Origin of the sequence: Streptomyces sp. NBC_01551, from assembly GCF_026339935.1 — a bacterium.
In the GTDB taxonomy this organism is placed as follows: domain Bacteria; phylum Actinomycetota; class Actinomycetes; order Streptomycetales; family Streptomycetaceae; genus Streptomyces.
Genome location: NZ_JAPEPX010000001.1, coordinates 1,362,233 through 1,383,496, shown reverse-complemented (window position 1 = coordinate 1,383,496; position 21,264 = coordinate 1,362,233). Strand labels below are relative to the sequence as shown.

Genomic DNA, 21,264 nt, shown 5'->3' with positions numbered 1-21,264 from the left:
GCCCCCTCGACGGAAACGAGGGGGCGGGCCTGGCGTTGACCGTACCGCGTTCTGGCGCTCGCCCTGCCGGCCCCGGCCTCGCCGGGTCCGGTTGCGTGACCACCAGCACGACCCCTCCAGCGCAGCACCTGAGGAGAGCCCCCCGTGAACGAGCGTGAGTACATCGACCAGAGGTTCGCCAACCTGACCTCGGGTGTCGGGTGGGAGCAGCCCGCCCCCACCCCCTACGGGCCGCCCGTCAAGGCCCCCATGAGCGGACAGGCCAAAGCGGTGATCGCCATCGCCGGGCTGGTCATCGTCGGCAGCAGCGCCGTGGGCATCGCCGCGTTCAACGCCGCCTCCGGGGAGGCCGATGTGCGGGCCCAGGAGATCGCCCTCCAGGCCCAGCAGCTGGAGGTGGAGCGGGCCAAGGCCAGCGCCCCGGACGCGCAGGCGGAGGAGCGGCGCATGGCTGGTTTTCAGGCATGCATCGAGAAAGCCGGCATGAACTCGGATGTCTGCGCGCAGGCGTTCCCGGCGTCCGCCGGCGCACCGCCCGCCCGCACCCTCGGCACGGTGAACGTGGGTTCCGCTTCGGACAGCAGCCAGGGCGGCGGGATCGGTGTCAGCGGCGGCCTGATCGTGGCCGGTCTCGCGGTCGCCGGGGTCGTCTTCATGGTCCGCAAGAGCAACAAGGCCGGTAACGCCGAGTAGTTTCCTTCCTTCCTTCCCTCCCACCGAAGGGCCTGTTCCCGGTTCCCATGAGTCCGCGAGCAGGCCCTTTCGTCGGGAAGGAAGGAAGGAGGGAAGTCACACACAGTGAGGATTGTTCGTTGACGACTCCCCCCGCAGTGCCTCCGGTGCCCAGCCAGCCGCCCACCGTGGGCGCCCCGGCCGCGGCGCCCGCAACGCCCCCCGTGCCCGCCCCGGCCGGGGGCGGGCTACTCACTCCGGTTACGCTCGCGCGCCCCACCCGGGACGCCTCCGGCGGGTCCGCCGCCTACGCCTCCCAGGAGGAGGGCGGAGGCCCGGACGGCAAGCCCGGCAAGGCTGAAAAGAACCGGTCCAACCCCGGCATGTGGAAGGGCCTCGCCGCCTACATCGCGAACCGCCCGCAGCAGCAGATCAAGGTGCAGCACACGATCAGTGAGATCCGAGGCTCGTCCACCGATCGCAAGATCAATCACCAGGTGGCGGAGAAGCGCGGCGCCACCTCCGACACCAAGTCGAACCGGACGGCGACCACCGCTCACGCCAGCAAGAGCGACAAGTCCGCCAAGACCGCCGACACGAGGGACGCCAAGACGGCTGACTCCCGCGACGCCAAGACGTCGGACATGCGCAGCTCGGCGGACAAGAGCAGCCGGGACGCGAAGACCGCCGACATGAAGGACGCCAAGACGTCCGACACCCGCAGCGCGGCCGACAAGAACAGCCGCGACGTCAAGGCGGCATCCGACCGCAAGGACCACGACACCCGCAGCTCGGCGGACAAGAGCAGCCGGGACGCGAAGACCGCCGACACGAGGGACGCCAAGACGTCCGACACCCGCAGCGCCGCCGACAAGAACAGCCGGGACGCCAAGGCGGCATCGGACCGCAAGGACCACGACACCCGCAGCTCGGCGGACAAGACGGCCACCGACCGGCAGGACCGTACGGGCCGCGACGACAAGACCAGCCGCAAGACGGACGACACCGCCGCGAAGCAGCCGGAGGGCAAGCCGTCCGCCGCGCCTCAGCCGTCGAAGGCGCCCGACCCGGCGAAGGCCGGCGACAAGCCCACGGCGGCGAAGCCGGACCCTGCCACCACGAAGCCGGAGGGCCAGCCCGCGCCCGGGCCGGCCGGACCGACCGGCCCGGCCCCCGCCGGTCAGTCCCCGAAGGAGAAGGAGGGCAAGGCCAAGCCCCGCAAAGGCCCGTACACCGCGCAGCCCGCCCGCGAGGAGGGGTTCAAGGCGGGGGCGCAGCAGGCCGCCGACGAGGCGGACAAGGCCGCGTGGCGGGACGGCTACGAGGACGGCCAGCAGGCCATCCGCGACAAGGCCGCCCGCGACAAAGCGCAGATGGACGCCACCCGCGACCGCACCCGAGGAGTCCCGCCCGTGTCCCCCAAGCCCCCCGTCCCGCCCCAGTCGACTGCCCCGCCCCGCCCGGCCACGCCCCCCGTGCCGCCCGGGCCGCCGGCGGCGGTCGTGCCGCTGGGGGCGAGGGTGTCCGGCGACACTGTGCAGCTCTCCAACGGCAAGACCCTCACCCGCGGCGAGGTCCGCAGCCTCCGCGGCTTCACCCGGTACCTGGGCGGCAAGCAGCGCGAGTCCCACCAGATCGCCGACGAGTGCCAGGAGGCCAAGACCGTGTCAGCCGACCGGGTCAAGGAGATCCAGGAGCTCATCGAGCGGTGCCAGGACCCGAAGATCAAGGGCGGAAAGCTCCTGATCGCCTCGCTCCAGAAGCTCCACGAGGCCACCTCAGTGCAGGCCCGCGAGGCAGAGCAGATGCACGTCAGCGCGCAGCGCGGGATCGAGGCGCTGCGCACCCTCAGCCACAACGCGGAGGCCCGGCACGGCGGCGTGTACCGGGCCGTCGTGGACAGCCCGGAGACCAGCCCCGCCGAACGCGCCTTTTACGCACGCTAGGAGACCCCGTGTCAGAGACCACGTACCGCGAGCTGCGCGCCCGGGTTCAGCAACTGGCCCGATCGGTGGCCGCCGACGGCGAGCGGATCCGGCAGATCGGCCGGCGGGCCGACGAGAACGCGACGGACGTCGCCCGGGTCGCCGACAGCCTCGCCAACCTCGAAGTGGACACGCTCACCACGGGCGAGGCGAAGGACGTGGCGCGGATCATGCGCGGCCTGTCCACGGCCGCCATCGCCACCGCGTCCGCGTCCGACACCGTGCACGGCGCGGCCCGCGCCGCCGACGCCCAGGCCCAGCAGTCCCACGAAGGCATTGACGAGCAGGTCAACGCCATGCCCGTCCGTATGGCCCGCGCCGTCTTCTACACCGAGGAGTAACCACTCATGTCTGAGATCACCGTGACCCGCCGCCCCGCCATCGCCGACCAGGTCCCCGCGCTGGTCTCGGTGATCGCACCGCCCGCCCTCGGAGCCCTCGCCCCGCTCCTGGAACCCGGCCTCGCCGCCCTCACCGCCGCCGCCACGGTGTGCGGGTCGGCGGCGTTCGCCGCGCACTACGTAGGCCGCCTCCCCGTCGGCATCGTCAACTCCACCGGCATCCCCGACGTCCTGACGGCCCAGCGCGCGACCCTGCTCGGGTCCAGCCTCCTCACGTCCATGGCCGTCGTGCCCGGGGCATTCCTCGGCCCCGCGTACGCCGACGCGCTCATGGTCGGGTTCCTCGACCCGGCCACCGTGTCCGGCATCGTCTCCGCCGCCTGGTGGTCGGTGTGGGGCGGCCTCACCTACAAGCTGCGCCCCGCCCTCGCCGCCCGTAAGGTCCGCGTCCCCGCCCCCGAGCCGGGCGCGGCCCCGGGCAACCTCCCCGGCCCGGGCGGCCTTTACCGGATCTGGGCCGACCACATCTCGGGCGAGGACGGTGCGCACCCCGGGCAGCACCTCGTGGGCGTGACCGACGCCGGCGACCTGTGGGAGGGCATCATCGAGGCCCCCCAGGGCAAGGCCGTCAACGTGTCCGCCGAGTCCGTCGGCTCCGCGTACCGGGTCCCCTCCGCGTGCGTCACCTTCGCCCCCGGCGCCCACCCCGGTGAGCAGTACGTGACCGTCCGCCGGACCCCGCCGGCGGAAGTCGACCCGACCACCATGGAGGGCATGTGGGCCCGGCTGGTCCGGCCCAAGGTGATGCCGGGTACCCACCTCAAGGACGCCCAGGTCGACCCGGCGACCGGCGGGTGGGTCGCGTGGGTCGTCGCCGACGATGACACGCCCTCCCTCCCCGTCCCCGACCGCAAGCAGCTGGTCGGCGCCCTCCGCAGCAGCATGACCCTGGTCGACTACCAGCCTCACGCGTCCGACCCGCGCCGGGGCAAGATCCGCATCATGGACCGGAACCCGCTGGAGGACGGGGTGCCCTTCCCCGGCCCGCAGGCCCTGGAGCCCTCGCCTGGCGGATACATCGCTATCGGCCGCGGCATCTCCGGGCGGGTCGCCCGCCTCCAGCTCTTCGACCCCAAGCTCGGCGCACAGCACGTGTTCATTGCCGGGGTCACCGGGTCCGGCAAGGGCGGCGTCGTCCAGATCATCGCGCTCGCCGCTCACTTGGCGGGGACGGCGATCATCTACGCCGACCCGAAGGGATCCAGCAACCCCGACGTTGCGGACATGGCCGCGTACTCGGCGACCGGCCCCGGCTCCATCAAGGCGTTGCGCGTCGCGTACGCCCTGCTCCAGTACCGCGTAGCGGAGTCCGCGCGCCTCGGCCGGAAGAACTTCAAAGCCACCCCGGACTGCCCGTGGGTCATGGTCATCGTGGACGAGACCCACATGATCACCGACTCGTCCACCGAGGAGGGCAAGGAGGCGGTGTTCATCCTGGACAAGATCGCCGCGCTCGGCCGGAACCTCGGGATGACGCTGCTGATCGTGAACCAGGCCGTCAACGCCGACAAGCTCGGCGGGTCCACGGCCCTGCGGACCAACGTGATCCAGGGCGGCGCCATGGTCATGCTCCGCACCGACTCCGCCCAGTCGAACCTGGTCACCGTGGACGGCTTCGAGGGCATCGACCCCGGCGCCATCCCGGCCGCCTGGTCCGCCGAGGACGAACCCCTCGTGTGGTCGGACGACATCCCGCTGAACGACCCCAAGAGGACGTACGGCCTCGGCTACGTCGGCTCGCCCGGCGAGCCCGTCCAGATGATGCGCAGCTGGATCCTGGAGTCCGCCGCCCCCTACGTCAGCCCCGGACTCATCACCTGGCCGAAGGACTGGCCGGGGTGGGACGAGCGGCACACGGTCGCCGAGACGTCCCTGATGCCCGGCGACGGCGACGGCCCGTCCGGAGGCGGCTCGGGCTGGGGCGGGGACTACGCGCCTCCGGCCGGCGGCGGGTTCACCAAGGCACAGGCCGACGCGGGCGCAGACGCCGCGGTCCTGGCCTACATGGACACCATGCTCGGGCTGGAGGTCACCAAGGACGACATCCGCACCCTGACCGGCATCAACGAGAAGACGCTGTCGAACGTCCTGACCGTCCTCGTGAAGGCCGGCGCCATCGAGCGCGTCAAGCCCGGCGTCTACCGCAAGAACTCGTAGGGGGGAACAGCAGTCATGATCAGAAACCTGGAGGGTGCCGTGCCCCGTACGGCGCCCCTCCGGCCGGGCTCCCTCCGGCCGGACCCCCGGGCGGTTCAGGCCCTGGCCGCGGAGGTCGAGGCGGTGTACGCCGCCGGCCCCACCGGCTACCCGGAGCCGACCGTCCGCCGTACGCTGCGCACCGCCCGCGAGCTGATCATCCGGTACGGGTGGACCCGCGGCACGCTCTGCGACCGCAACGGCCTGTGCCTCCTCGGATCCGTCCAGGCCGCGGCCCTCCCCTACGACCCGGCCGTCTGGAAACGCGAAGTCCGCGCCGCCGAGGCACAGCTCATGACCACGCTCGGCACCCGCGACCCGCACGACCTGCCCCGCTTCAACAACGCCCAGACGTGGGCCGGGCCGGTCCTGGACCTCCTGCTACGCGCCGCCCACTGACACGGACGGCCCGCCAACTCCTGTGCTGGCGGGCCCGTCTGCGCTTTCATGAGGCCATGGACGAGCCGATCAGCATCGAGGCGCCGTGCAACTGCGGCGCCCTGGGCGACCACGAGCGCACCACGGCCTGCAACCACAGCTCGATCGTGCAGATCGAGGTGACAGGCGACCGCTCGGGATGCCTCCAGGCAATCGGCGTGCTGCGCACCAGCTATTACGTCTACATCGAGCACGAGTGGCAGAACCCGGAATCGGGTTCCTGGGTGTTCCAGCTCGGCGCTGTCCAAAACCTGTGGAAATCCCGGCGGTCCCCGGACTGACCCCGCACCGCACAACCCCACCCCGAGGGCGGGCCCGGCATCACGGGCCCGCCCTTTGCCTTGCACACGACCACGAGGAGCAAGCCATGACCAGCACGACCACCGACGCCGCCGCCCGCTTCGCCGCCGCGTACGCCCCCCTGACGGCCGCTCACGAGGCCGGGGACTACTGGGTGCAGCAGGACGCCGATGCAGGCGCCAAGGGCCACGCGGGCCACGCAGGGAGGGCCGCGTGCCTCCGCCATGTCGCCTCGTACACCGCGACGCAGGCCCTGGCCCTCGGGGTCGCCGGGAGGTACCTCGGGCTGCGCCTCGACTGGCGGCGCGCGGCGGCCGGCCTCGCCGTCTCCGCCGTCACGCACTACGTCGCCGACAGGTGCGCCGGCCACTGGCGCGAGGACGGCGACGAGGCCCCGGCCCTGGTCCGCTTCGCCCACCGCTCCGGCAAGACGAAGTGGTTGAAGCGGGACCCGGGCGCCGGGCCGCTCCTCGACCAGGCATGGCACCGGGCATGGATCGCGGCGGCCGCAGTCGTCACCGCCGGGCCCGGCCGATGATCGCCCCTCACCCGCACCCGCCCGTCACCGCCCACCAGGAGCGCCCGTGAGTGACCTCTCCGCCCTCGACCCCGCCCGCATCTACCGCTACGCCCCCGACCTCCTTACCGAGGCCCACGAACTCCTGACGCTGTCCTCCCGGTTCCTGGCTCAGACCCTCGCCGGGGAGCAGAACGACCCCGAGGAGCTGCGCGCATATCTGCTGCGCCGCGCAGCTCAGGCGGATCGCGTGGCGGCCGGCGGCCTGTTCGGCGCGGCAACATCCCGGGCGCAGGCGGAGGAGTCGTTCTGGCTCCTCGCCGGCCACGACCGCGCGCACCCCTGGCTTGTTCCGGCCGGGCTGACGGTGCCTGGCGTCCAGGCGACGCACGAGGAGTTGCGAGCGTACGTCCGCGCGTCCTACGACGCCGCCGTCTGGTGACCTGACCCACTCCCGGGCCGCCGGCCCCGCGGCGGCCCTTCCCGCACCACCAGCACGGCCAGGCCCCGGCCGCCCTCTCCCACCCCGGGAGGAGGCGGCCGGGGCCTTTTTGCGTTCCGGGACGGAACGGTTCGACCGGGAAGGCGTTTCGGTCGAACCACCTTCCCCGGATCACGGACCGTCACCGTCAGGTCACCACGTGCCACAATGGTGCGCCATGTCCGGCAGCACCCTCCGGAGGACCCCGTGCCCCAACCCCCCGCCGCCCTCGGCCCCGAGTGGCTCACGTGCAGTCAAGTCGCCGCCGAGCTCCAGGTGTCGCCGCGCACGGTCCGCCGCTGGGCCGCCACGCACCCCGAACTCCGCGTGAAGAGGATCGGCCCGACCGGGACCGCGATCCGCGTCCACCGCTCCATCCTCGACACCGAGACCCCCGCGCCGGCCTCCGACGACGCCCCCGCCATCTGACCCCACCGCAGAATCGATTCACCGCCGGGCGGTACAGCCCGGCGCCCCGTCGCTGGTTATGGGCCGGACGGACAGAGCACCGACCTAAGGAGGTCAGAGTGCCGTCCGCTGCCCGACGTCCCTCCAGCCGCCCCGCCGACCCCGCCGGGTTCCTCCTCTCGCTGCCCGCCCCCTGGACACCCGACCCGGCCGCCGCGCAGGGCCTCGCCCCGCTCCTGACCCACCGCGCCCGAACCCGCGGCTGGCTCCTGGACGACGCCCTCGCCGCCCGCCTCACCGAGGCCCCGGTGATACCGGTCCGCTCGTACCCGGCCGTCCTTAGCGCCCGGATCCGCCGGCTACCCCGCCGCGCCCTGCGCACCCCCTGCTACGTCTGCGGCGCCCGCGGACAGGAGGCCGGCACGGTCGTCCACCTCCACGACCGGCTACGCCTGCCGATGTGCGCCGCCTGCGCCTACCGGCAGGCCGCACCTCCGGCCACTGACCCCGCTGCGCAGGCCGCCATCGTCCGCGCCGCGATCCGTGCCGGCCGAACCCTCACCGACCCGACCAGGAGCACCCGATGACCGACCGACTGACCGCCGACGCCTTCACCGCCGACGCCCTGACCTCCTACTCCCTGGAGACCGTGGAGGCCGTCCTCGACACCCTCGCCGCGGAGCAGGAGGCGACCGCCCGCGTACGGGCCGCCCTGGAGCACCTGGAGGTGCTGACCCGCCCCTACCTCACCGGCGAGGAGGACGACGGCGCACCGCTGTACGTCTGGGACGCCGTGGCACGGATGACCCACGGGGAGCGCCTCCAGGCCCTCGACCACATCCACGTGCTGGAGACGGAGGGAGTCATCGACCGGTACCCCGACCTGTAGACCACGCCCCCGGAATGTCCAGGAGCGTCCACCAGCGTCCGGGAACGTCCAGCACCTCCCAGCCAACACCGGCCCAAACCGGCCCAATCCGCCGCCGCAATGTCCAGCCCGGGGGAGCACCCGGACACCGTCGCCCGGCACGCCCGCCAGAACCCGCCGATGACCACACGCCATTGACCAGGACCAACGCCATGACCGGCACCACCGACCAGCACCCGGAGGCACAGCAATGTCCAAACGTGTCCTAGCTGGGCAACGCGTGCGCGCCGTCGAGCTCCTCGCCCGGGGCGTCCCGACGGAGGCCGTGGGCCGGGACATCGGCGTGACCGGCCGGACCGTCCGCCGCTGGCTCGATGACCCCGCCTTCGCCGAGGAGGTCCAGGACGCCCGGCGCACCGCGCTGACGGAGACCCTGCGCGCCCTGGAGGTCACCGCCCGCTCCGCCGTCGCCTACCTCGCCGCCACGATCCGGGACGTCAACGCCCCGGAGCCGGTCCGCGTCCGCGCCGCCCTGGGCATCCTCGCTGCGCTCCCGCGCATCGCCGAGCACGTCGAGTTGGAGGAGCGCCTCGCGATCCTGGAGGCCGCCGCCGCGTGCGTGGACGGGGCGCAGCGGTGACCCGGCGCCTCCTCGCCCGCCTCGCCCGGCTGGAACGCGTCGTCGCCTCGACCCGGCCCCCGTACGACTCCGCCGAGGAGCGGCGCCGCTACGGCGAGCCCGTCGCCCCCGGCTCCGACAGCGGCCCGCACCGGACCTACGCCCGGCAGGCCGGCACGGAGTTCACGCTCACCGCCATCACTCCGGCCGGGGCCGTCACGTACGTGCTGCCCGGTGTCGACGGGACGGCCCTGACGTGACCCGCTTCCGCACCCGCCTGGAGCACCTGGAGCGGCGCCGCGCCGAAGCCGCCCGGCTCGGAGCCGAGGTGCTCGCGCTCCTCGCCACCCTGACCCCCGAGGAGGCCGCCGCGCTCGTCGGCCCCCTGCTGTTCCCCACCCCTCCCGAGAGGAACCGATGATGTCCAAGATCCCGGCCCGACTGTCCCGCCTGGAGGCGTGCGCCTCCTCGACCGACCTCCCCCCGCTCCCCGAGCTGGCCACCCTCGGCGCGCTCATGGACGCCGCCGACACCACGGAGGCGGAACGGCGAACCCTGATGAACGCCCGGCTCGAACTCCTCCTCGCCCGGGTCTGGCCACGCGCCATGGCGGGTGACACCGCTTCGGCCGGCATCGCGGTCCGGCTCCTCGACCGTCAAGCCGACCTGCTCGGCCTGACGTCGTCGGCGAAGGACACCGGCCACGGCGAGGTCACCGCCGAGGACCTCATGCGCATGATCGCCCGGACCCCGGACGGTCCCCGGTGAACGCGGAGTTCCTCGCCGCGGCCCGGGACTACGCGACCCGCAACCCAGCCGACCGCGACCACGCGGCGCACCTCGCCCGCATCGACCCGGCATGGCGCGGGTCCGGCCGAACCCGGATGTGGATGCGGGACGGAGCCGACTCCCGCCGCTTCGAGAACGTCCTCCAGGCGCAGGCCGCCGAGCGCGAGCGGGACCGGCCGCCGCTGGACCTCCGCGCGGCCCGTGCTGCCCTCCAGGCCGCCCGCACCGGCACCCCGGCCCCGAAGGCCCCGGCGCCCCGCACACGGCCGGAGGCGGCCCGTACGCGGCCGTTGAACGTGGGGGCGGTCCGGAAGGCCCGGGAGACCGCGCGCGCTGCCCTGACGCCCCCTGACGCCCCGCCGGGTGCCCTCCGGTTCGCGGCGTCCGGCGGCTGGCGGTGGGCGAACCTGCACCCCGGCCTGAACTCGCATCGGTGGGAGCGCCTCGCGCGGGCGCTGACCGCGGCCGGGCCGCTCGTCTGCCTCGACGTCAGGCCCGGTGCCTGCGGCGGCGACCGCGGCCGTACGGAGATCCTCCGGAGTCCGGCGGGGGAGCTGTGGGCCCGGATCACCGTCGACCCCGTCGAGGCTGCACAGGACCTCGACGCGATCATGCGGCACGAGTTGGCGCACCTGGGGGACGAGACCGTGCGCCTGCGCGACGCCTCGACGTACGCCGCGTGGCTCCGCGAGTTCCACACCCCGCACCGGTCCGCCGCCGCCGAGTCGTTCGCGATGGAGGCAGAGGACTGGGTGCACCCCGGCACGACGGCCGCCGAGCTCCTCGCGCGCGCCGAGGAGCACCAGGCCGGGCGGCGCCGTGGCCGGTGAACGCATCTGGACCGTCATCCTCGGCGCGGCCGTGCGCGAGCGAGCCGTGCAGGCCGCCGCGGAGGCACGCACCGCCGGGTGCTGCGGGCACGTCGGAGCCATCTACGTGTCGGCCGCCGCCCCGTCGGCCGGCACGTGGTGCGTGGACTGCGGACACCGCCCGCTCGGGGACCTCCTGCTGACGCCCTGGTGCCTGCTGTGCGACGGCATAGCGCGCCCCGGCATCACGCAGGCCCGCGCGGGCGGCTTGGAGATCCTGCTCCGCACCTGTGACCACTGCCTCACCGCCGACTCCCCCCGAACCTGATCACCCCCACCCGAGAGGACACCCCACATGTCGACCAAGACCCAGACCGCGCAGCAGGCCCGCCAGTCCGCCAGCACGGCGGACCTCCTCGCCGACCTCCTCGCGACGGCCCGGCCCGAACAGGGCGGCGTCAACGCGGGTGCCCTGACAGACACCGCCGTCGTGCTCCAGCAGCGATGCGGGCGCCGCTCCAGCGTCGGCACCCGCAACACGGCCGACCCCGCGCAGCTGCTCGCCGAGGAGGTCGACGCGCACGGCGGCTTCCTGACCCTGGGCGCCGACGTGGTACGGCGCCGCGTCGGGGAGACGATGCGGCAGGACGCCGCCGCCGCACAGCGGGACCCCGAGGCCGGGCACCAGGTGCGTACGCACCTCCAGGTGCTCGAAGACGTCGGCCTGGCCGTGTTCCCCGGACCCTCCATCCCGTCTGGGGCGCTCCGCGTCCTGGTGTACGAGCCGGGGACGGTCGTCGGTCAGGTCCTCGCCGCCCTCACCGTGGGCGACGACGTCACGGACCAGGTGGCCGCGGTCGCCGAGGCCGCCCGGTGACCGCCGCTCCGGCCCGGCGCTGGATGCACGCTGACGAGTTCTTCACCCGGGCCGGAGGCTGGGCCACCATCGAGCGTCTCCACCCCGACCCCGCAAGGCGCCCGGCGACCCGGGCCCACGACCCCGCCCCGGCCCCTTCGGCCGGCACCCGACCGGACCGGCGCCGCCGCTGACCGGGCCGGACGCACCGGACCCCCGACGCGGAGGCGCGGCGGGGGTCCATGTGGGGCGGACCGAGGCCCTTCCGAAAAGCACCGTTGCACTTTTCGGCTGGCCCCGCCCGCACGGGGCGGACTTCGTAACGGCCGTAACGAAGTCTTCAAGCGCAGGGCTGGCCCCGCCCGCACGGGGCGGACATCGCGCGAGCCGTGTCAGAAGCTGACACCGGAGGGCTGGCCCCGCCCGCACGGGGCGGACCCTTCACGACCTGCGGCGCGAATGCGACGACGCTCGGCCGGAATGGAGTCGTCCGCGTCTCCCTCGACGCTCTGGCAGTGCCCGCGCCATCACGGTACCGGTGACGGACGGTCGGCGGACATCCATGGACATCAGTGGACGGACCTGGACGGGTACAGGACGCTGCACAACGGCTACGCCTCACGGCCCGGCCCCCTGTAGCTCCGGGCTCCTCCCGGGTGCTCTGACCAGCACCGGAGCCCGCGGCCGCGGCGACGTCGACGAGCACCAGGACCACGGGCACCCCCTCGGCGGCCGGCCTCCGAGAGTCGGCCGCCGCCCGCTCTACGGGGTCACCCTCGCTCCGTCAGGGCCCGGACGGTCTCGCGGGCGTCCACGACGGCCACCCCGTCGATGTCCTCCACCGGCCCGGCCCCGAACCGCACCCACACCGGCACCGCGCCCAGGTCCCGGGCGAACGTCAGCTTCTGCACGGATGACAGGTTCGGCCGTGAGTCGATCTCCACCACCACGGCGGGGATCCCCTTCGGCGACCACCCGAGCAGGTCCATGCGCCCGTACCGGCCTGCGCCGTCCGGGACGACCGGCACTTGCAGCTCGGCGTACACCCTCCCGCCGTCCTCCTCCGCCAGCTCCTGGAGGAACCCGCGGAGCATTACGGTCAGGGACCGGGTCACCGCGGCCGTGGTGCCCGGCACGGGGCGGTCGTCGGGCCACTGCTCCGCCCACGCCGTCAGCACCTCCCGGAACGCCCCGGTGAACTCCTCCAACTCCGAGGCAGGCTGTAGGGGGACAAGCTCCCCGCCCAGGGCGTGCCACCAGCCCTCGGCCCAGTAGGCCCGACCGAAGATGCTCAGCACCCCGTCCCGGAGGGCGGCCTCCGCGCAGGCTTCCAGCGACGGGACGGCATGCTCGGCGGCCGCGGTGACCCGCTCCAGGACCCGGCCGGTCTCGCCGGCCTTCCCGAGGACCTTTTCCCCGGCGATGGCGTACTGGAGGTGCTTCGCCGCCCAGTAGCGCCACTCCACCGCCAGGCCCTCCGGCATGCCGTCCGGCAGGCGCACCGCGGCGAGGAGCTTCCCGGCCCGGCCGGCGGCCGCCTTCGCGGCGGCGGACAGCTCCGCCTTGATCCTCGGGGCGTTCTCCTCGAACTCCCGGGTCCGGCAGTTGAAGCACTTGGCGTGCTCGGCCTCACGGGTGCCGATGCGGACCGACTTGACGCACCCGCACCCCGGGAACACCCGCCGGGTCTTGAACCCGACGCATTCCTTGCACGCGGCGACGTCGCCGGCCTTCCACTTCGGGAGGGACCGGCGGCTGATCACGGTCTCCTCCCACTCGTGACCGGCCGGGCACAGCCACCACATCATCGGGCCGCCCGTCCCGACCCGGTCAGGGGTGAGGGAGCCGTTCCGGGTGGGGTGCCACGTCGCGGCCACGGTCGGGAACGCGTCGGCGAGGGATACGGGGAAGGTTCGCGGCATGGTCGGCTCCGGTCTCGGGGTGGCGGGTCGTCAGCAGTCCGCAGCGTTCCGTACCGGCGGGCCGCGCGCAGCCGAGCCCACCCCCTGCCCTCCGTCCGTGTCGCGGGGCCCGGCTGGGGACGGAGGCCAGCACGAACGTCGGATTTCTTAAACGACACGGATAACGTGTGTTATCGGCTACGGTCTAACGCATGGTCAACAACCCAACGAGACGCCCCGGTTCGCAGCTCGCGACGGCCCCGACCCGCGCCGAGGACGCGTACGCGAGGATCCGCGCCCAGCTCGGCGCCGTCGCCCCGCGCGACCCCGTCACCGGACGCACCGGCGCCCGTGTCGACCGGATCACGCTCCTGGCCGAGGCGTGCGACGAGGAGACGTTCCGGCTCGTCATGGACTGGCTCGCGTCCGAGGCGGCGAGCAGCGAGGCCACCATGCGCGCCTACGCCGACGACGTCCGCCACTGGGCCGGGGTCACCGGCGAGCACGGGCACCGCTTCACCCTCGACGCGGTCACCCCCGGCATCCTCACCACCTGGCGCCTGTCGGAGGAGGAGCGGGGCCGCTCCGCCCGCACCATCAATCGCCGCCTGTCCTCGCTGCAATCCCTCTTCGACTTCCGGGCGCACCGGGAAGGCCGGCACCCGGTCAAGCTCGTGACCCGGTTCGACCGCCCGAAGGTGGACCGGTCCGCCGCCGCCGTCCGTTCCACACCGGTACTGGAGGCGGACGAGCTCCAGCGGCTCATGGACGCCTGCGCCGACCGCCATGAGGCACTCGTCGTTCTCCTCGCGTACACGATCGCCGGCCGCGTCGCCGAGCTGTGCACCGCGACCCTGTCCGCGCTGGAGGACCGCGGCCGCACCTGCCGACTGAACCTCACCCGCAAGGGCGGGAAGGTCCGCGTGTTCACCATCCCGCCCGAGCTGTGCGAGCTGCTGGACGAAGTGCTTGACGGCCGGACCTCCGGGCGCCTGCTGCTCCGCGCCGACGGCCGCCCGTACGACCCGGACAGTGTGGACCAGATGCTGACCCGCCTCGGCCGGCAGGCCCGCGTCCTCACCTGCCGCGCCGCCTACACCGGCCGCGGCCGCCGCCGGAAGGAGGACCAGGACAAGCCGCGGCACTCCTTCCGCACCTGCACCCGGTGCCGGGACGTCACACCCCACGTGCTCCGCGCCTCGAAGCTGACGCACATGCACGACGACGGCGTGCCGCTAGAGGAGATCCAGCAGTTCGCCGACCACGCCGACCCGGCCACCACCCTCGGATACATCCGGCAGCGCGACGACGAGGGGATCAAGGCCCGCAACGCGGCCGCCTCCGTCGACCTGTACCGGCACGTCCTCACCCGCTGGACCACCCACCGCACCGCCGAGCAGGGAGCCACCGCATGACCAGCACCCGCGCGGCCGCGGAACACGCGGGCCGGTGGAAGGCCAGCCGCGGGCAGGCCCCGCACTACGCCTCCGGACACGAACGGTGGTGGACGTGCCTCGCCTGCCCGCTCGACGGGTGCGAGTGGCACCACGACGACCGGCACGACGCCCCAGCAGCCCCGGCCGTCCTGGAGGCCCTGGTGCGCGAGCACGTCGCCGGGCACCCCCTGGGCGACGTCCTCGCCTCCCTCACCGCCGCACGGGACGCCACGGGCGCCGTGAACGCGTCCAATGACCGGGCGTGGGACGTCGTCCGCCTCCGCCGTCAGCAGGCCGCCGAGCGTGGGGAGCACCCGTACTCCGACCCGGTGGCACAGCAGTTGTCCGCCGCGCTCGTCGGGCACGAGGACCACCAGGCCCTGCGCGACCTCCTCGCCGCACCGCGCCCCGGCCTGACCCGCCGACCCTGACGGAACCTGCGGAAACCCTGACGCCCCAGGCCGGCCGGGAAGGCTGGTCGTGCTGTACGCGACTGCGCCCCCGTTCCCGAGGCTGGGAGCGGGGGCGCAGTCATGCCGGGGCCGGGTATGGTCACCAGCCGCGGGCGCGCCACTCCGCCAGGTGGGGGCGCTCGGCGCCAAGCGTGGTGTCGTTGCCGTGGCCCGGATAGACCCACGTCTCATCCGGGAGGACACCGAACAGCTTGGCCTCCAGGCCGTCCATGAGGCTGTTGAACTCCTCCGGCTGTGTGGTCCGGCCAGGACCGCCCGGGAAGAGGCAGTCGCCGGTGAACACGTGCGGGTGCCCGTGCGGGTCGTCGTAGATCAGGGCGATCGAGCCCGGGGTGTGGCCGACCAGGTGGCGGGCGGTCAGGGTGACCCGTCCGACCGTGACCGTGTCCCCGTCGGCGACGAGGACGTCGGTCGCCACCGGGATGCCCTCGGCGTCGTGGGCGCCCGCGTAGGTGCGCGCGCCGGTCGCCCCGACGACGTCCGCGAGCGCGCCCCAGTGGTCGCCGTGCCGGTGCGTGGTGACGACCGACGCGATGCCGTCGTCACCGATGAGCCGCAGCAGGGTCTCCGGCTCCGCGGCCGCGTCGATCAGCAGCTGCTCGTCGGTGGCCCGGCAGCGCAGCAGGTACGCGTTGTTGTTCATGGGGCCCACCGCGACCTTGGAAATCATCAGGTCCGGGAGTTCGTGCACGTCGGCCGGACCGCCGACCTTGACCGCTCCGCTGTACGTCATGAGCTGATCCTAGAGCGGGGGGAGGGCCGGCAGGGGCCCGCCCGCGGTAGTCAGGCGGGCACCCTTGTCGGCGCGGCCGGCCAGCCAGCCGAGCAGCCCGGCGGCGGTGCCGGACACGGTGACGGCCGGGTCGCCGGCGGAGCCGGTGCGCCAGGTGCGCCCGTCGGCCGCGACCAGGGCGGTCGGCGGGACCTCGGGGCGCCCGGACCAGCGGTCGGCGAGGAAGGCGATCTCCCGGCCGGTGAACTCGTCGGGGAGGTCTTCGAGCGCGTAGCCGATGTTCAGGTCGACGTGGTGGAGCTCGACCTCGATGAGCCGGCGGAACGGCACGTTCGAGGCGAGGTCGGTGACCCCGCCCCGCAGCTCGACGGTGCGCGACCAGTCCTGGTCGAGCTCGGTCTGGGCGAGGAAGCCCTCGTGGGTCGCGCGCAGGTCGGCGAGCTGGACGGCCGGCGGGCGCGGGGCGTCGCGCTCGATGTCGAAGTCGCGGGCCTCGGCGCTCTCGTACATCGGGCGGCCGGCGAAGACGTTGACGAGGGCGTCCGCGTTGCGGGCGAGGTGGGCCAGGACGTGGCCGCGGGTCCAGCCCGGGAGGTGTGACTCCTCGGCCAGCGCCGCGTTGTCCAGTTTCGCGACTGCGGTCAGCAGTCGGTCCGTGGCCTCACGTACGGATCGCAGGTCGTGCACATGATCAGTCATGGATCCGAGCCTAGTGCGCCGCGGCCTCCCGCCACACGAACGGGTGAAGCCGTCTGTGGAGTGCCGTAAATCGAATGCGCGTGCTATACGCTCGAAGTCCAAGCTCTTCTCCATCGCAGAGGCGCCCCCCATACCCTGGGACGGGGGCCCGTGCCCCCGCTCTCTCAAGAAAGGTGCGGACCGGCGTGACCGACCGTCTCATCGTTCGTGGCGCTCGCGAGCACAACCTCAAGAATGTCTCGCTCGACCTGCCCCGCGACTCACTCATCGTCTTCACCGGACTCTCCGGGTCGGGCAAGTCCTCCCTGGCCTTCGACACGATCTTCGCCGAGGGCCAGCGCCGCTACGTCGAGTCGCTCTCCTCGTACGCCCGTCAGTTCCTCGGGCAGATGGACAAGCCCGACGTCGACTTCATCGAGGGCCTCTCGCCGGCCGTCTCGATCGACCAGAAGTCGACCTCGCGCAACCCGCGCTCCACCGTGGGCACCATCACCGAGGTCTACGACTACCTGCGTCTGCTCTTCGCCCGCATCGGCAAGCCGCACTGCCCCGAGTGCCGCCGCCCGATCTCGCGGCAGTCGCCGCAGGCGATCGTGGACAAGGTGCTCGCGCTGCCCGAGGGCAGCCGCTTCCAGGTGCTCTCGCCGCTGGTGCGCGAGCGCAAGGGCGAGTTCGTGGACCTGTTCGCCGACCTCCAGACCAAGGGCTACAGCAGGGCGCGGGTGGACGGGGAGACCATCCAGCTCTCCGAGCCGCCCACGCTGAAGAAGCAGGAGAAGCACACGATCGAGGTGGTCATCGACCGCCTCACCGTGAAGGACAGCGCCAAGCGCCGCCTCACCGACTCGGTGGAGACCGCGCTCGGCCTCTCCGGCGGCATGGTGATCCTGGACTTCGTCGACCTCGCCGAGGACGACCCCGAGCGCGAGCGGATGTTCTCCGAGCACCTCTACTGCCCGTACGACGACCTGTCCTTCGAGGAGCTGGAGCCGCGCTCCTTCTCCTTCAACTCGCCCTTCGGCGCCTGCCCCGAGTGCACCGGTATCGGTACGCGCATGGAGGTGGACCCGGAGCTGATCATTCCGGACGAGGACAAGTCCCTGGACGAGGGCGCGGTCTCCCCGTGGTCCCTGGGTCACACCAAGGACTACTTCCAGCGGCTGATCGGCGCGCTCGCGGGGGAGCTGGGCTTCCGTACGGACATTCCCTGGGCGGGGCTGCCGCTGCGCGCGCGCAAGGCACTGCTCTACGGGCACAAGACGCAGATCGAGGTCCGCTACCGCAACCGGTACGGCCGGGAGCGGGCGTACACGACGGCCTTCGAGGGCGCCGTGCCGTTCGTCAAGCGGCGGCACGCGGAGTCCGAGAGCGACGCCAGCCGCGAGCGCTTCGAGGGCTACATGCGCGAGGTGCCGTGCCCGACCTGCGAGGGCACCCGCCTCAAGCCGATCGTCCTCGCGGTCACGGTGATGGAGCGGTCCATCGCCGAGGTCGCCGCGATGTCGATCAGCGAGTGCGCGGACTTCCTGGGCCGCCTCAAGCTCGACGCCCGCGACAAGAAGATCGCGGAGCGGGTCCTGAAGGAGGTCAACGAGCGGCTGCGCTTCCTCGTGGACGTCGGCCTGGACTACCTCTCGCTCAACCGCGCCGCCGGCACCCTGTCGGGCGGCGAGGCGCAGCGCATCCGGCTGGCCACGCAGATCGGCTCCGGCCTGGTCGGCGTGCTGTACGTCCTGGACGAGCCCTCCATCGGCCTGCACCAGCGGGACAACCACCGGCTGATCGAGACGCTGGTGCGGCTGCGGGACATGGGCAACACGCTCATCGTCGTCGAGCACGACGAGGACACCATCAAGGTGGCCGACTGGGTCGTGGACATCGGCCCCGGCGCCGGTGAGCACGGCGGCAAGGTGGTGCACAGCGGCTCGCTGAAGGAGCTGCTGAAGAACACCGAGTCGATGACGGGCCAGTACCTGTCGGGCAAGCGCTCGATCGCGATCCCGGATGTCCGCCGGCCCGTGAACGGGGAGCGGAAGCTGACCGTCCATGGCGCCCGGGAGAACAACCTCCAGGACATCGACGTGTCGTTCCCGCTGGGCGTGCTGACGGCGGTGACGGGCGTATCGGGGTCGGGCAAGTCGACGCTGGTCAACGACATCCTGTACACGCACCTGGCGCGCGAGCTGAACGGCGCCCGGTCGGTGCCGGGCCGGCACACGCGGGTGGACGGGGACGACCTGGTCGACAAGGTCGTGCATGTCGACCAGTCGCCGATCGGGCGGACCCCGCGGTCGAACCCGGCCACGTACACCGGTGTCTTCGACCACGTGCGGAAGCTCTTCGCGGAGACCATGGAGGCGAAGGTGCGCGGCTATCTGCCGGGCCGCTTCTCCTTCAACGTGAAGGGCGGCCGGTGCGAGAACTGCTCCGGTGACGGCACGATCAAGATCGAGATGAACTTCCTGCCGGACGTGTACGTCCCGTGCGAGGTGTGCCACGGCGACCGGTACAACCGGGAGACGCTGGAGGTGCACTACAAGGGCAAGTCCATCGCGGAAGTCCTGAACATGCCGATCGAGGAGGCGCTGGACTTCTTCGAGGCGGTGCCGACGATCTCGCGCCACCTGCGGACGCTGAACGAGGTCGGGCTGGGTTACGTCCGGCTCGGGCAGTCGGCGCCGACGCTGTCGGGCGGTGAGGCGCAGCGCGTGAAGCTGGCCTCCGAGCTGCAGAAGCGGTCGACGGGGCGGACGGTGTACGTGCTGGACGAGCCGACGACGGGTCTGCACTTCGAGGACATCTCGAAGCTGATCAAGGTGCTGTCGGGGCTGGTGGACAAGGGGAACTCGGTGATCGTCATCGAGCACAACCTGGACGTCATCAAGACCGCGGACTGGGTCATCGACATGGGCCCCGAGGGCGGCTACGGGGGCGGCCTCGTCGTCGCCGAGGGCACGCCGGAGCAGGTCGCGTCGGTGGGGGCGAGCCACACGGGCAAGTTCCTGCGGGACATCCTGGGGGCGGACCGGGTCTCGGACGCGGCGGCGGTGCCCGCGCCGCGCAAGAAGGCCGCCGTGAAGAAGACGGCGGCCCCTGCCAAGAAGGCGGCGGCCAAGAAGACGGCAGCGGCTACGAAGACGGCGCCGGCGACGAAGACTGCGTCGGCGCGGGCCCGCAAGGCCTAGCCGCCGCCCGGTGTGACGAGGCCCCTGCCGGCGTTTGGCGGGGGCCTCTCGTCTGGCGCGGACCCGTCCCGTGCCCCGCCCGAGGGGCCGGGGGCTCGCCCCGGTTTCGAGAAGGGGCCGGGCGGGGGAGCTCCGCGGGGCCGCCACCCGCCGTCGTCCGGTCAGGTGGCGATGCCCACGGCGTGGCGGGTGGTGGTGGGGTCGGAGAGGGTGGTGAGGAGGGCGTCCGCGACGTCCGCGCGCGGGATGACCGTGCCGCCCGGGACGTTGGCGTCGAGGGCCCGCCGGTACCGGCCCGTGTGCGGCCTGTTCAGCAGCCTCGGCGGCCGGATCACCGTCCACTGCGTGTCGCTCGCGGCGATCGCCGCCTCCATGACGGCCAGGTCCGCGTACAGGTCGCGCAGCACCCGGCGCAGGATCGGGTAGACCATCAGCCGGGTGAACGCCCCGTCCTCCCGTGTCTTCGGGCCGAGCGGCGCGGCGCTCACCGCCGTCAGGCGGCTCACCCCCGCCCGCTCCATCGCCGCGACGATCGACCGCAGCGCCGGTCCGGCGATCGGCGTGAGCCGGGCCTGCTTGTTGTTCGTGGGGCCGAGGGCCGAGATCACCGCCTCCTGTCCCGTCAGGACCGGGAGGAGCGCGGCCTCGTCCGTCAGGTCCCGCACCACGGCCACCCGCAGCCGGTCGTGCGCCGGGACGTCCAGCCGGGCCGGGTCGCGGACGACCGCCGTCACCTCGTGGCCCGCGTCGAGCGCCTGCCGGACGACCTCGTGGCCGACTCCGCCCGTGGCTCCGAACACCGTGAGTCGCATCCCGCTGCCCTCCGTCCTCATGGGTGGTGTGCAGGTGGGTGAGTATTCACTCACCTGCCCTTACGGCTATGGTGAGTGAATGCTCACCCCCAAGTCAAGGCGCGCCACCCCCGAGCGGCTGCTGGACGCCGCCGAGACCCTGATGCGCACCAGCGGCCTGGCCAACGCCACCACCAAGGCCATCGCCCGCGAGGCGGGCTGCTCGGAGGCCGCGCTGTACAAGTACTTCACGAACAAGGAAGAGCTGTTCGTGCGGGTGCTGATGGAGCGCCGGCCCAACGCCGGTGCGCTGATGAGCGTGCTCACCGAGGACCCGGCGGAGCGCACCGTCGAGGAGGTGCTGACCGACATCGCCCGGCACGCCTCGCTGTTCTACGCCGACGCCATGCCCATGGCGGCCTCGCTCTTCGCGGATCCCGCCCTGCTCACCCGCCACCGCGACGGCGTCCGCACGATCGGCGCCGGCCCGCACATCGTGCTCGACGCCCTGAGCGGGCACCTGCTCCGCGAGCGCGAGCGCGGCCGACTGCGGCCCGACGCCGATCCGCGGGCCGCCGCCTCGCTTCTGCTCGGCGCCTGCTTCCAGCGGGCCTTCTTCCTGCACTTCTCCGGCGCCGACGTGGTCCAGCCGGTCGAAGAGTTCGCCCCCGCCGTGGCCCGGACCACCTGGGCCGCCCTCCGCTGAG

General features: G+C 72.9%; 26 protein-coding genes. 22 read left to right on the top strand and 4 right to left on the bottom strand.

The features are described 5' to 3' along the window. Positions 1 to 144 precede the first annotated feature (144 nt). From OG982_RS06155 to OG982_RS06070, 18 genes are all read left to right on the top strand, one after another. The gene (locus tag OG982_RS06155) at positions 145 to 693 is read left to right on the top strand and encodes a hypothetical protein (protein ID WP_266948064.1); all 549 of its coding nucleotides are present in this window, start codon (positions 145 to 147) and stop codon (positions 691 to 693) included. A 146-nt stretch (positions 694 to 839) separates the two neighbouring features. Continuing rightward, positions 840 to 2,618 (top strand): hypothetical protein, encoded by a 1,779-nt coding sequence (locus OG982_RS06150; RefSeq protein ID WP_266948063.1) that lies wholly within the window; start codon positions 840 to 842, stop codon positions 2,616 to 2,618. Positions 2,619 to 2,626: 8 nt separating this feature from the next. Continuing rightward, positions 2,627 to 2,998 carry a hypothetical protein gene (locus OG982_RS06145; RefSeq protein ID WP_266948062.1) on the top strand — a complete coding sequence of 124 codons (372 nt, stop codon included), beginning with the start codon at positions 2,627 to 2,629 and terminating at the stop codon, positions 2,996 to 2,998. 6 nt (positions 2,999 to 3,004) lie between these two features. Further along, a complete protein-coding gene (locus OG982_RS06140; protein ID WP_266948061.1) occupies positions 3,005 to 5,215 on the top strand; it encodes a hypothetical protein in 2,211 nt (736 codons plus the stop codon). Between the two features lie 15 nt (positions 5,216 to 5,230). After that, positions 5,231 to 5,653 (top strand): hypothetical protein, encoded by a 423-nt coding sequence (locus OG982_RS06135; RefSeq protein WP_266948060.1) that lies wholly within the window; start codon positions 5,231 to 5,233, stop codon positions 5,651 to 5,653. A 56-nt stretch (positions 5,654 to 5,709) separates the two neighbouring features. Further along, positions 5,710 to 5,973 (top strand): hypothetical protein, encoded by a 264-nt coding sequence (locus OG982_RS06130; RefSeq protein WP_266948059.1) that lies wholly within the window; start codon positions 5,710 to 5,712, stop codon positions 5,971 to 5,973. Between the two features lie 86 nt (positions 5,974 to 6,059). After that, the gene (locus tag OG982_RS06125) at positions 6,060 to 6,530 is read left to right on the top strand and encodes a hypothetical protein (protein WP_266948058.1); all 471 of its coding nucleotides are present in this window, start codon (positions 6,060 to 6,062) and stop codon (positions 6,528 to 6,530) included. 46 nt (positions 6,531 to 6,576) lie between these two features. Further along, positions 6,577 to 6,951 (top strand): hypothetical protein, encoded by a 375-nt coding sequence (locus OG982_RS06120; RefSeq protein WP_266948057.1) that lies wholly within the window; start codon positions 6,577 to 6,579, stop codon positions 6,949 to 6,951. A gap of 246 nt (positions 6,952 to 7,197) precedes the next feature. Then, positions 7,198 to 7,419: a helix-turn-helix domain-containing protein gene (locus OG982_RS06115; RefSeq protein WP_266948056.1), complete on the top strand. Its 222-nt coding sequence runs from the start codon at positions 7,198 to 7,200 to the stop codon at positions 7,417 to 7,419. Between the two features lie 98 nt (positions 7,420 to 7,517). Continuing rightward, complete coding sequence (locus OG982_RS06110) at positions 7,518 to 7,985, top strand: hypothetical protein (protein WP_266948054.1); 468 nt, start codon at positions 7,518 to 7,520, stop codon at positions 7,983 to 7,985. Next, positions 7,982 to 8,287, top strand: a complete 306-nt coding sequence (locus OG982_RS06105; protein WP_266948052.1) for a hypothetical protein — start codon at positions 7,982 to 7,984, stop codon at positions 8,285 to 8,287. The genes OG982_RS06110 and OG982_RS06105 overlap by 4 nt, the downstream gene beginning before the upstream one ends. A gap of 259 nt (positions 8,288 to 8,546) precedes the next feature. Next, positions 8,547 to 8,906, top strand: coding sequence for a helix-turn-helix domain-containing protein (locus OG982_RS06100; RefSeq protein ID WP_266948051.1), 360 nt, complete (start codon positions 8,547 to 8,549; stop codon positions 8,904 to 8,906). Next, a complete protein-coding gene (locus tag OG982_RS06095; RefSeq protein ID WP_266948050.1) occupies positions 8,903 to 9,145 on the top strand; it encodes a hypothetical protein in 243 nt (80 codons plus the stop codon). Before OG982_RS06100 ends, OG982_RS06095 begins: the two co-directional genes overlap by 4 nt. After that, on the top strand, positions 9,142 to 9,306 hold the full coding sequence (locus tag OG982_RS06090) for a hypothetical protein (RefSeq protein ID WP_266948049.1): 165 nt from the start codon (positions 9,142 to 9,144) through the stop codon (positions 9,304 to 9,306). Before OG982_RS06095 ends, OG982_RS06090 begins: the two co-directional genes overlap by 4 nt. Continuing rightward, positions 9,306 to 9,653, top strand: a complete 348-nt coding sequence (locus OG982_RS06085; protein WP_266948048.1) for a hypothetical protein — start codon at positions 9,306 to 9,308, stop codon at positions 9,651 to 9,653. Before OG982_RS06090 ends, OG982_RS06085 begins: the two co-directional genes overlap by 1 nt. Next, positions 9,650 to 10,504: a hypothetical protein gene (locus tag OG982_RS06080; protein ID WP_266948047.1), complete on the top strand. Its 855-nt coding sequence runs from the start codon at positions 9,650 to 9,652 to the stop codon at positions 10,502 to 10,504. Before OG982_RS06085 ends, OG982_RS06080 begins: the two co-directional genes overlap by 4 nt. After that, positions 10,494 to 10,811, top strand: a complete 318-nt coding sequence (locus OG982_RS06075; protein ID WP_266948046.1) for a hypothetical protein — start codon at positions 10,494 to 10,496, stop codon at positions 10,809 to 10,811. The genes OG982_RS06080 and OG982_RS06075 overlap by 11 nt, the downstream gene beginning before the upstream one ends. Before the next feature lie 27 nt (positions 10,812 to 10,838). Further along, entirely contained in the window at positions 10,839 to 11,360 is a 522-nt protein-coding gene (locus tag OG982_RS06070) for a hypothetical protein (RefSeq protein ID WP_266948045.1), read from the top strand. A gap of 749 nt (positions 11,361 to 12,109) precedes the next feature. Here the strand turns inward: OG982_RS06070 and OG982_RS06065 are convergent. Continuing rightward, a complete protein-coding gene (locus tag OG982_RS06065) occupies positions 12,110 to 13,261 on the bottom strand; it encodes a zinc-ribbon domain-containing protein (protein WP_266948043.1) in 1,152 nt (383 codons plus the stop codon). Positions 13,262 to 13,452: 191 nt separating this feature from the next. Here OG982_RS06065 and OG982_RS06060 point away from each other — a divergent pair, with 191 nt between their 5' ends. Further along, entirely contained in the window at positions 13,453 to 14,655 is a 1,203-nt protein-coding gene (locus OG982_RS06060; protein ID WP_266948041.1) for a tyrosine-type recombinase/integrase, read from the top strand. Then, positions 14,652 to 15,107: a hypothetical protein gene (locus tag OG982_RS06055; RefSeq protein ID WP_266948040.1), complete on the top strand. Its 456-nt coding sequence runs from the start codon at positions 14,652 to 14,654 to the stop codon at positions 15,105 to 15,107. The genes OG982_RS06060 and OG982_RS06055 overlap by 4 nt, the downstream gene beginning before the upstream one ends. Positions 15,108 to 15,228: 121 nt before the next feature. Here OG982_RS06055 and OG982_RS06050 read toward each other — a convergent pair whose 3' ends face one another. Then, positions 15,229 to 15,882 carry an MBL fold metallo-hydrolase gene (locus OG982_RS06050; protein WP_266948038.1) on the bottom strand — a complete coding sequence of 218 codons (654 nt, stop codon included), beginning with the start codon at positions 15,880 to 15,882 and terminating at the stop codon, positions 15,229 to 15,231. A gap of 9 nt (positions 15,883 to 15,891) precedes the next feature. Beyond that, a complete protein-coding gene (locus OG982_RS06045) occupies positions 15,892 to 16,581 on the bottom strand; it encodes a maleylpyruvate isomerase family mycothiol-dependent enzyme (RefSeq protein WP_266789039.1) in 690 nt (229 codons plus the stop codon). A gap of 185 nt (positions 16,582 to 16,766) precedes the next feature. Between OG982_RS06045 and uvrA the strand changes: the two genes are divergently transcribed. Further along, the gene (gene uvrA / locus OG982_RS06040; protein WP_266789041.1) at positions 16,767 to 19,766 is read left to right on the top strand and encodes an excinuclease ABC subunit UvrA; all 3,000 of its coding nucleotides are present in this window, start codon (positions 16,767 to 16,769) and stop codon (positions 19,764 to 19,766) included. Between the two features lie 161 nt (positions 19,767 to 19,927). Here the strand turns inward: uvrA and OG982_RS06035 are convergent, their stop codons facing one another. Beyond that, positions 19,928 to 20,578, bottom strand: coding sequence for an NAD(P)-dependent oxidoreductase (locus tag OG982_RS06035; protein WP_266789043.1), 651 nt, complete (start codon positions 20,576 to 20,578; stop codon positions 19,928 to 19,930). A gap of 79 nt (positions 20,579 to 20,657) precedes the next feature. Between OG982_RS06035 and OG982_RS06030 the strand changes: the two genes are divergently transcribed. Beyond that, on the top strand, positions 20,658 to 21,263 hold the full coding sequence (locus OG982_RS06030; protein WP_266789045.1) for a TetR/AcrR family transcriptional regulator: 606 nt from the start codon (positions 20,658 to 20,660) through the stop codon (positions 21,261 to 21,263). Position 21,264 lies beyond the last annotated feature (1 nt).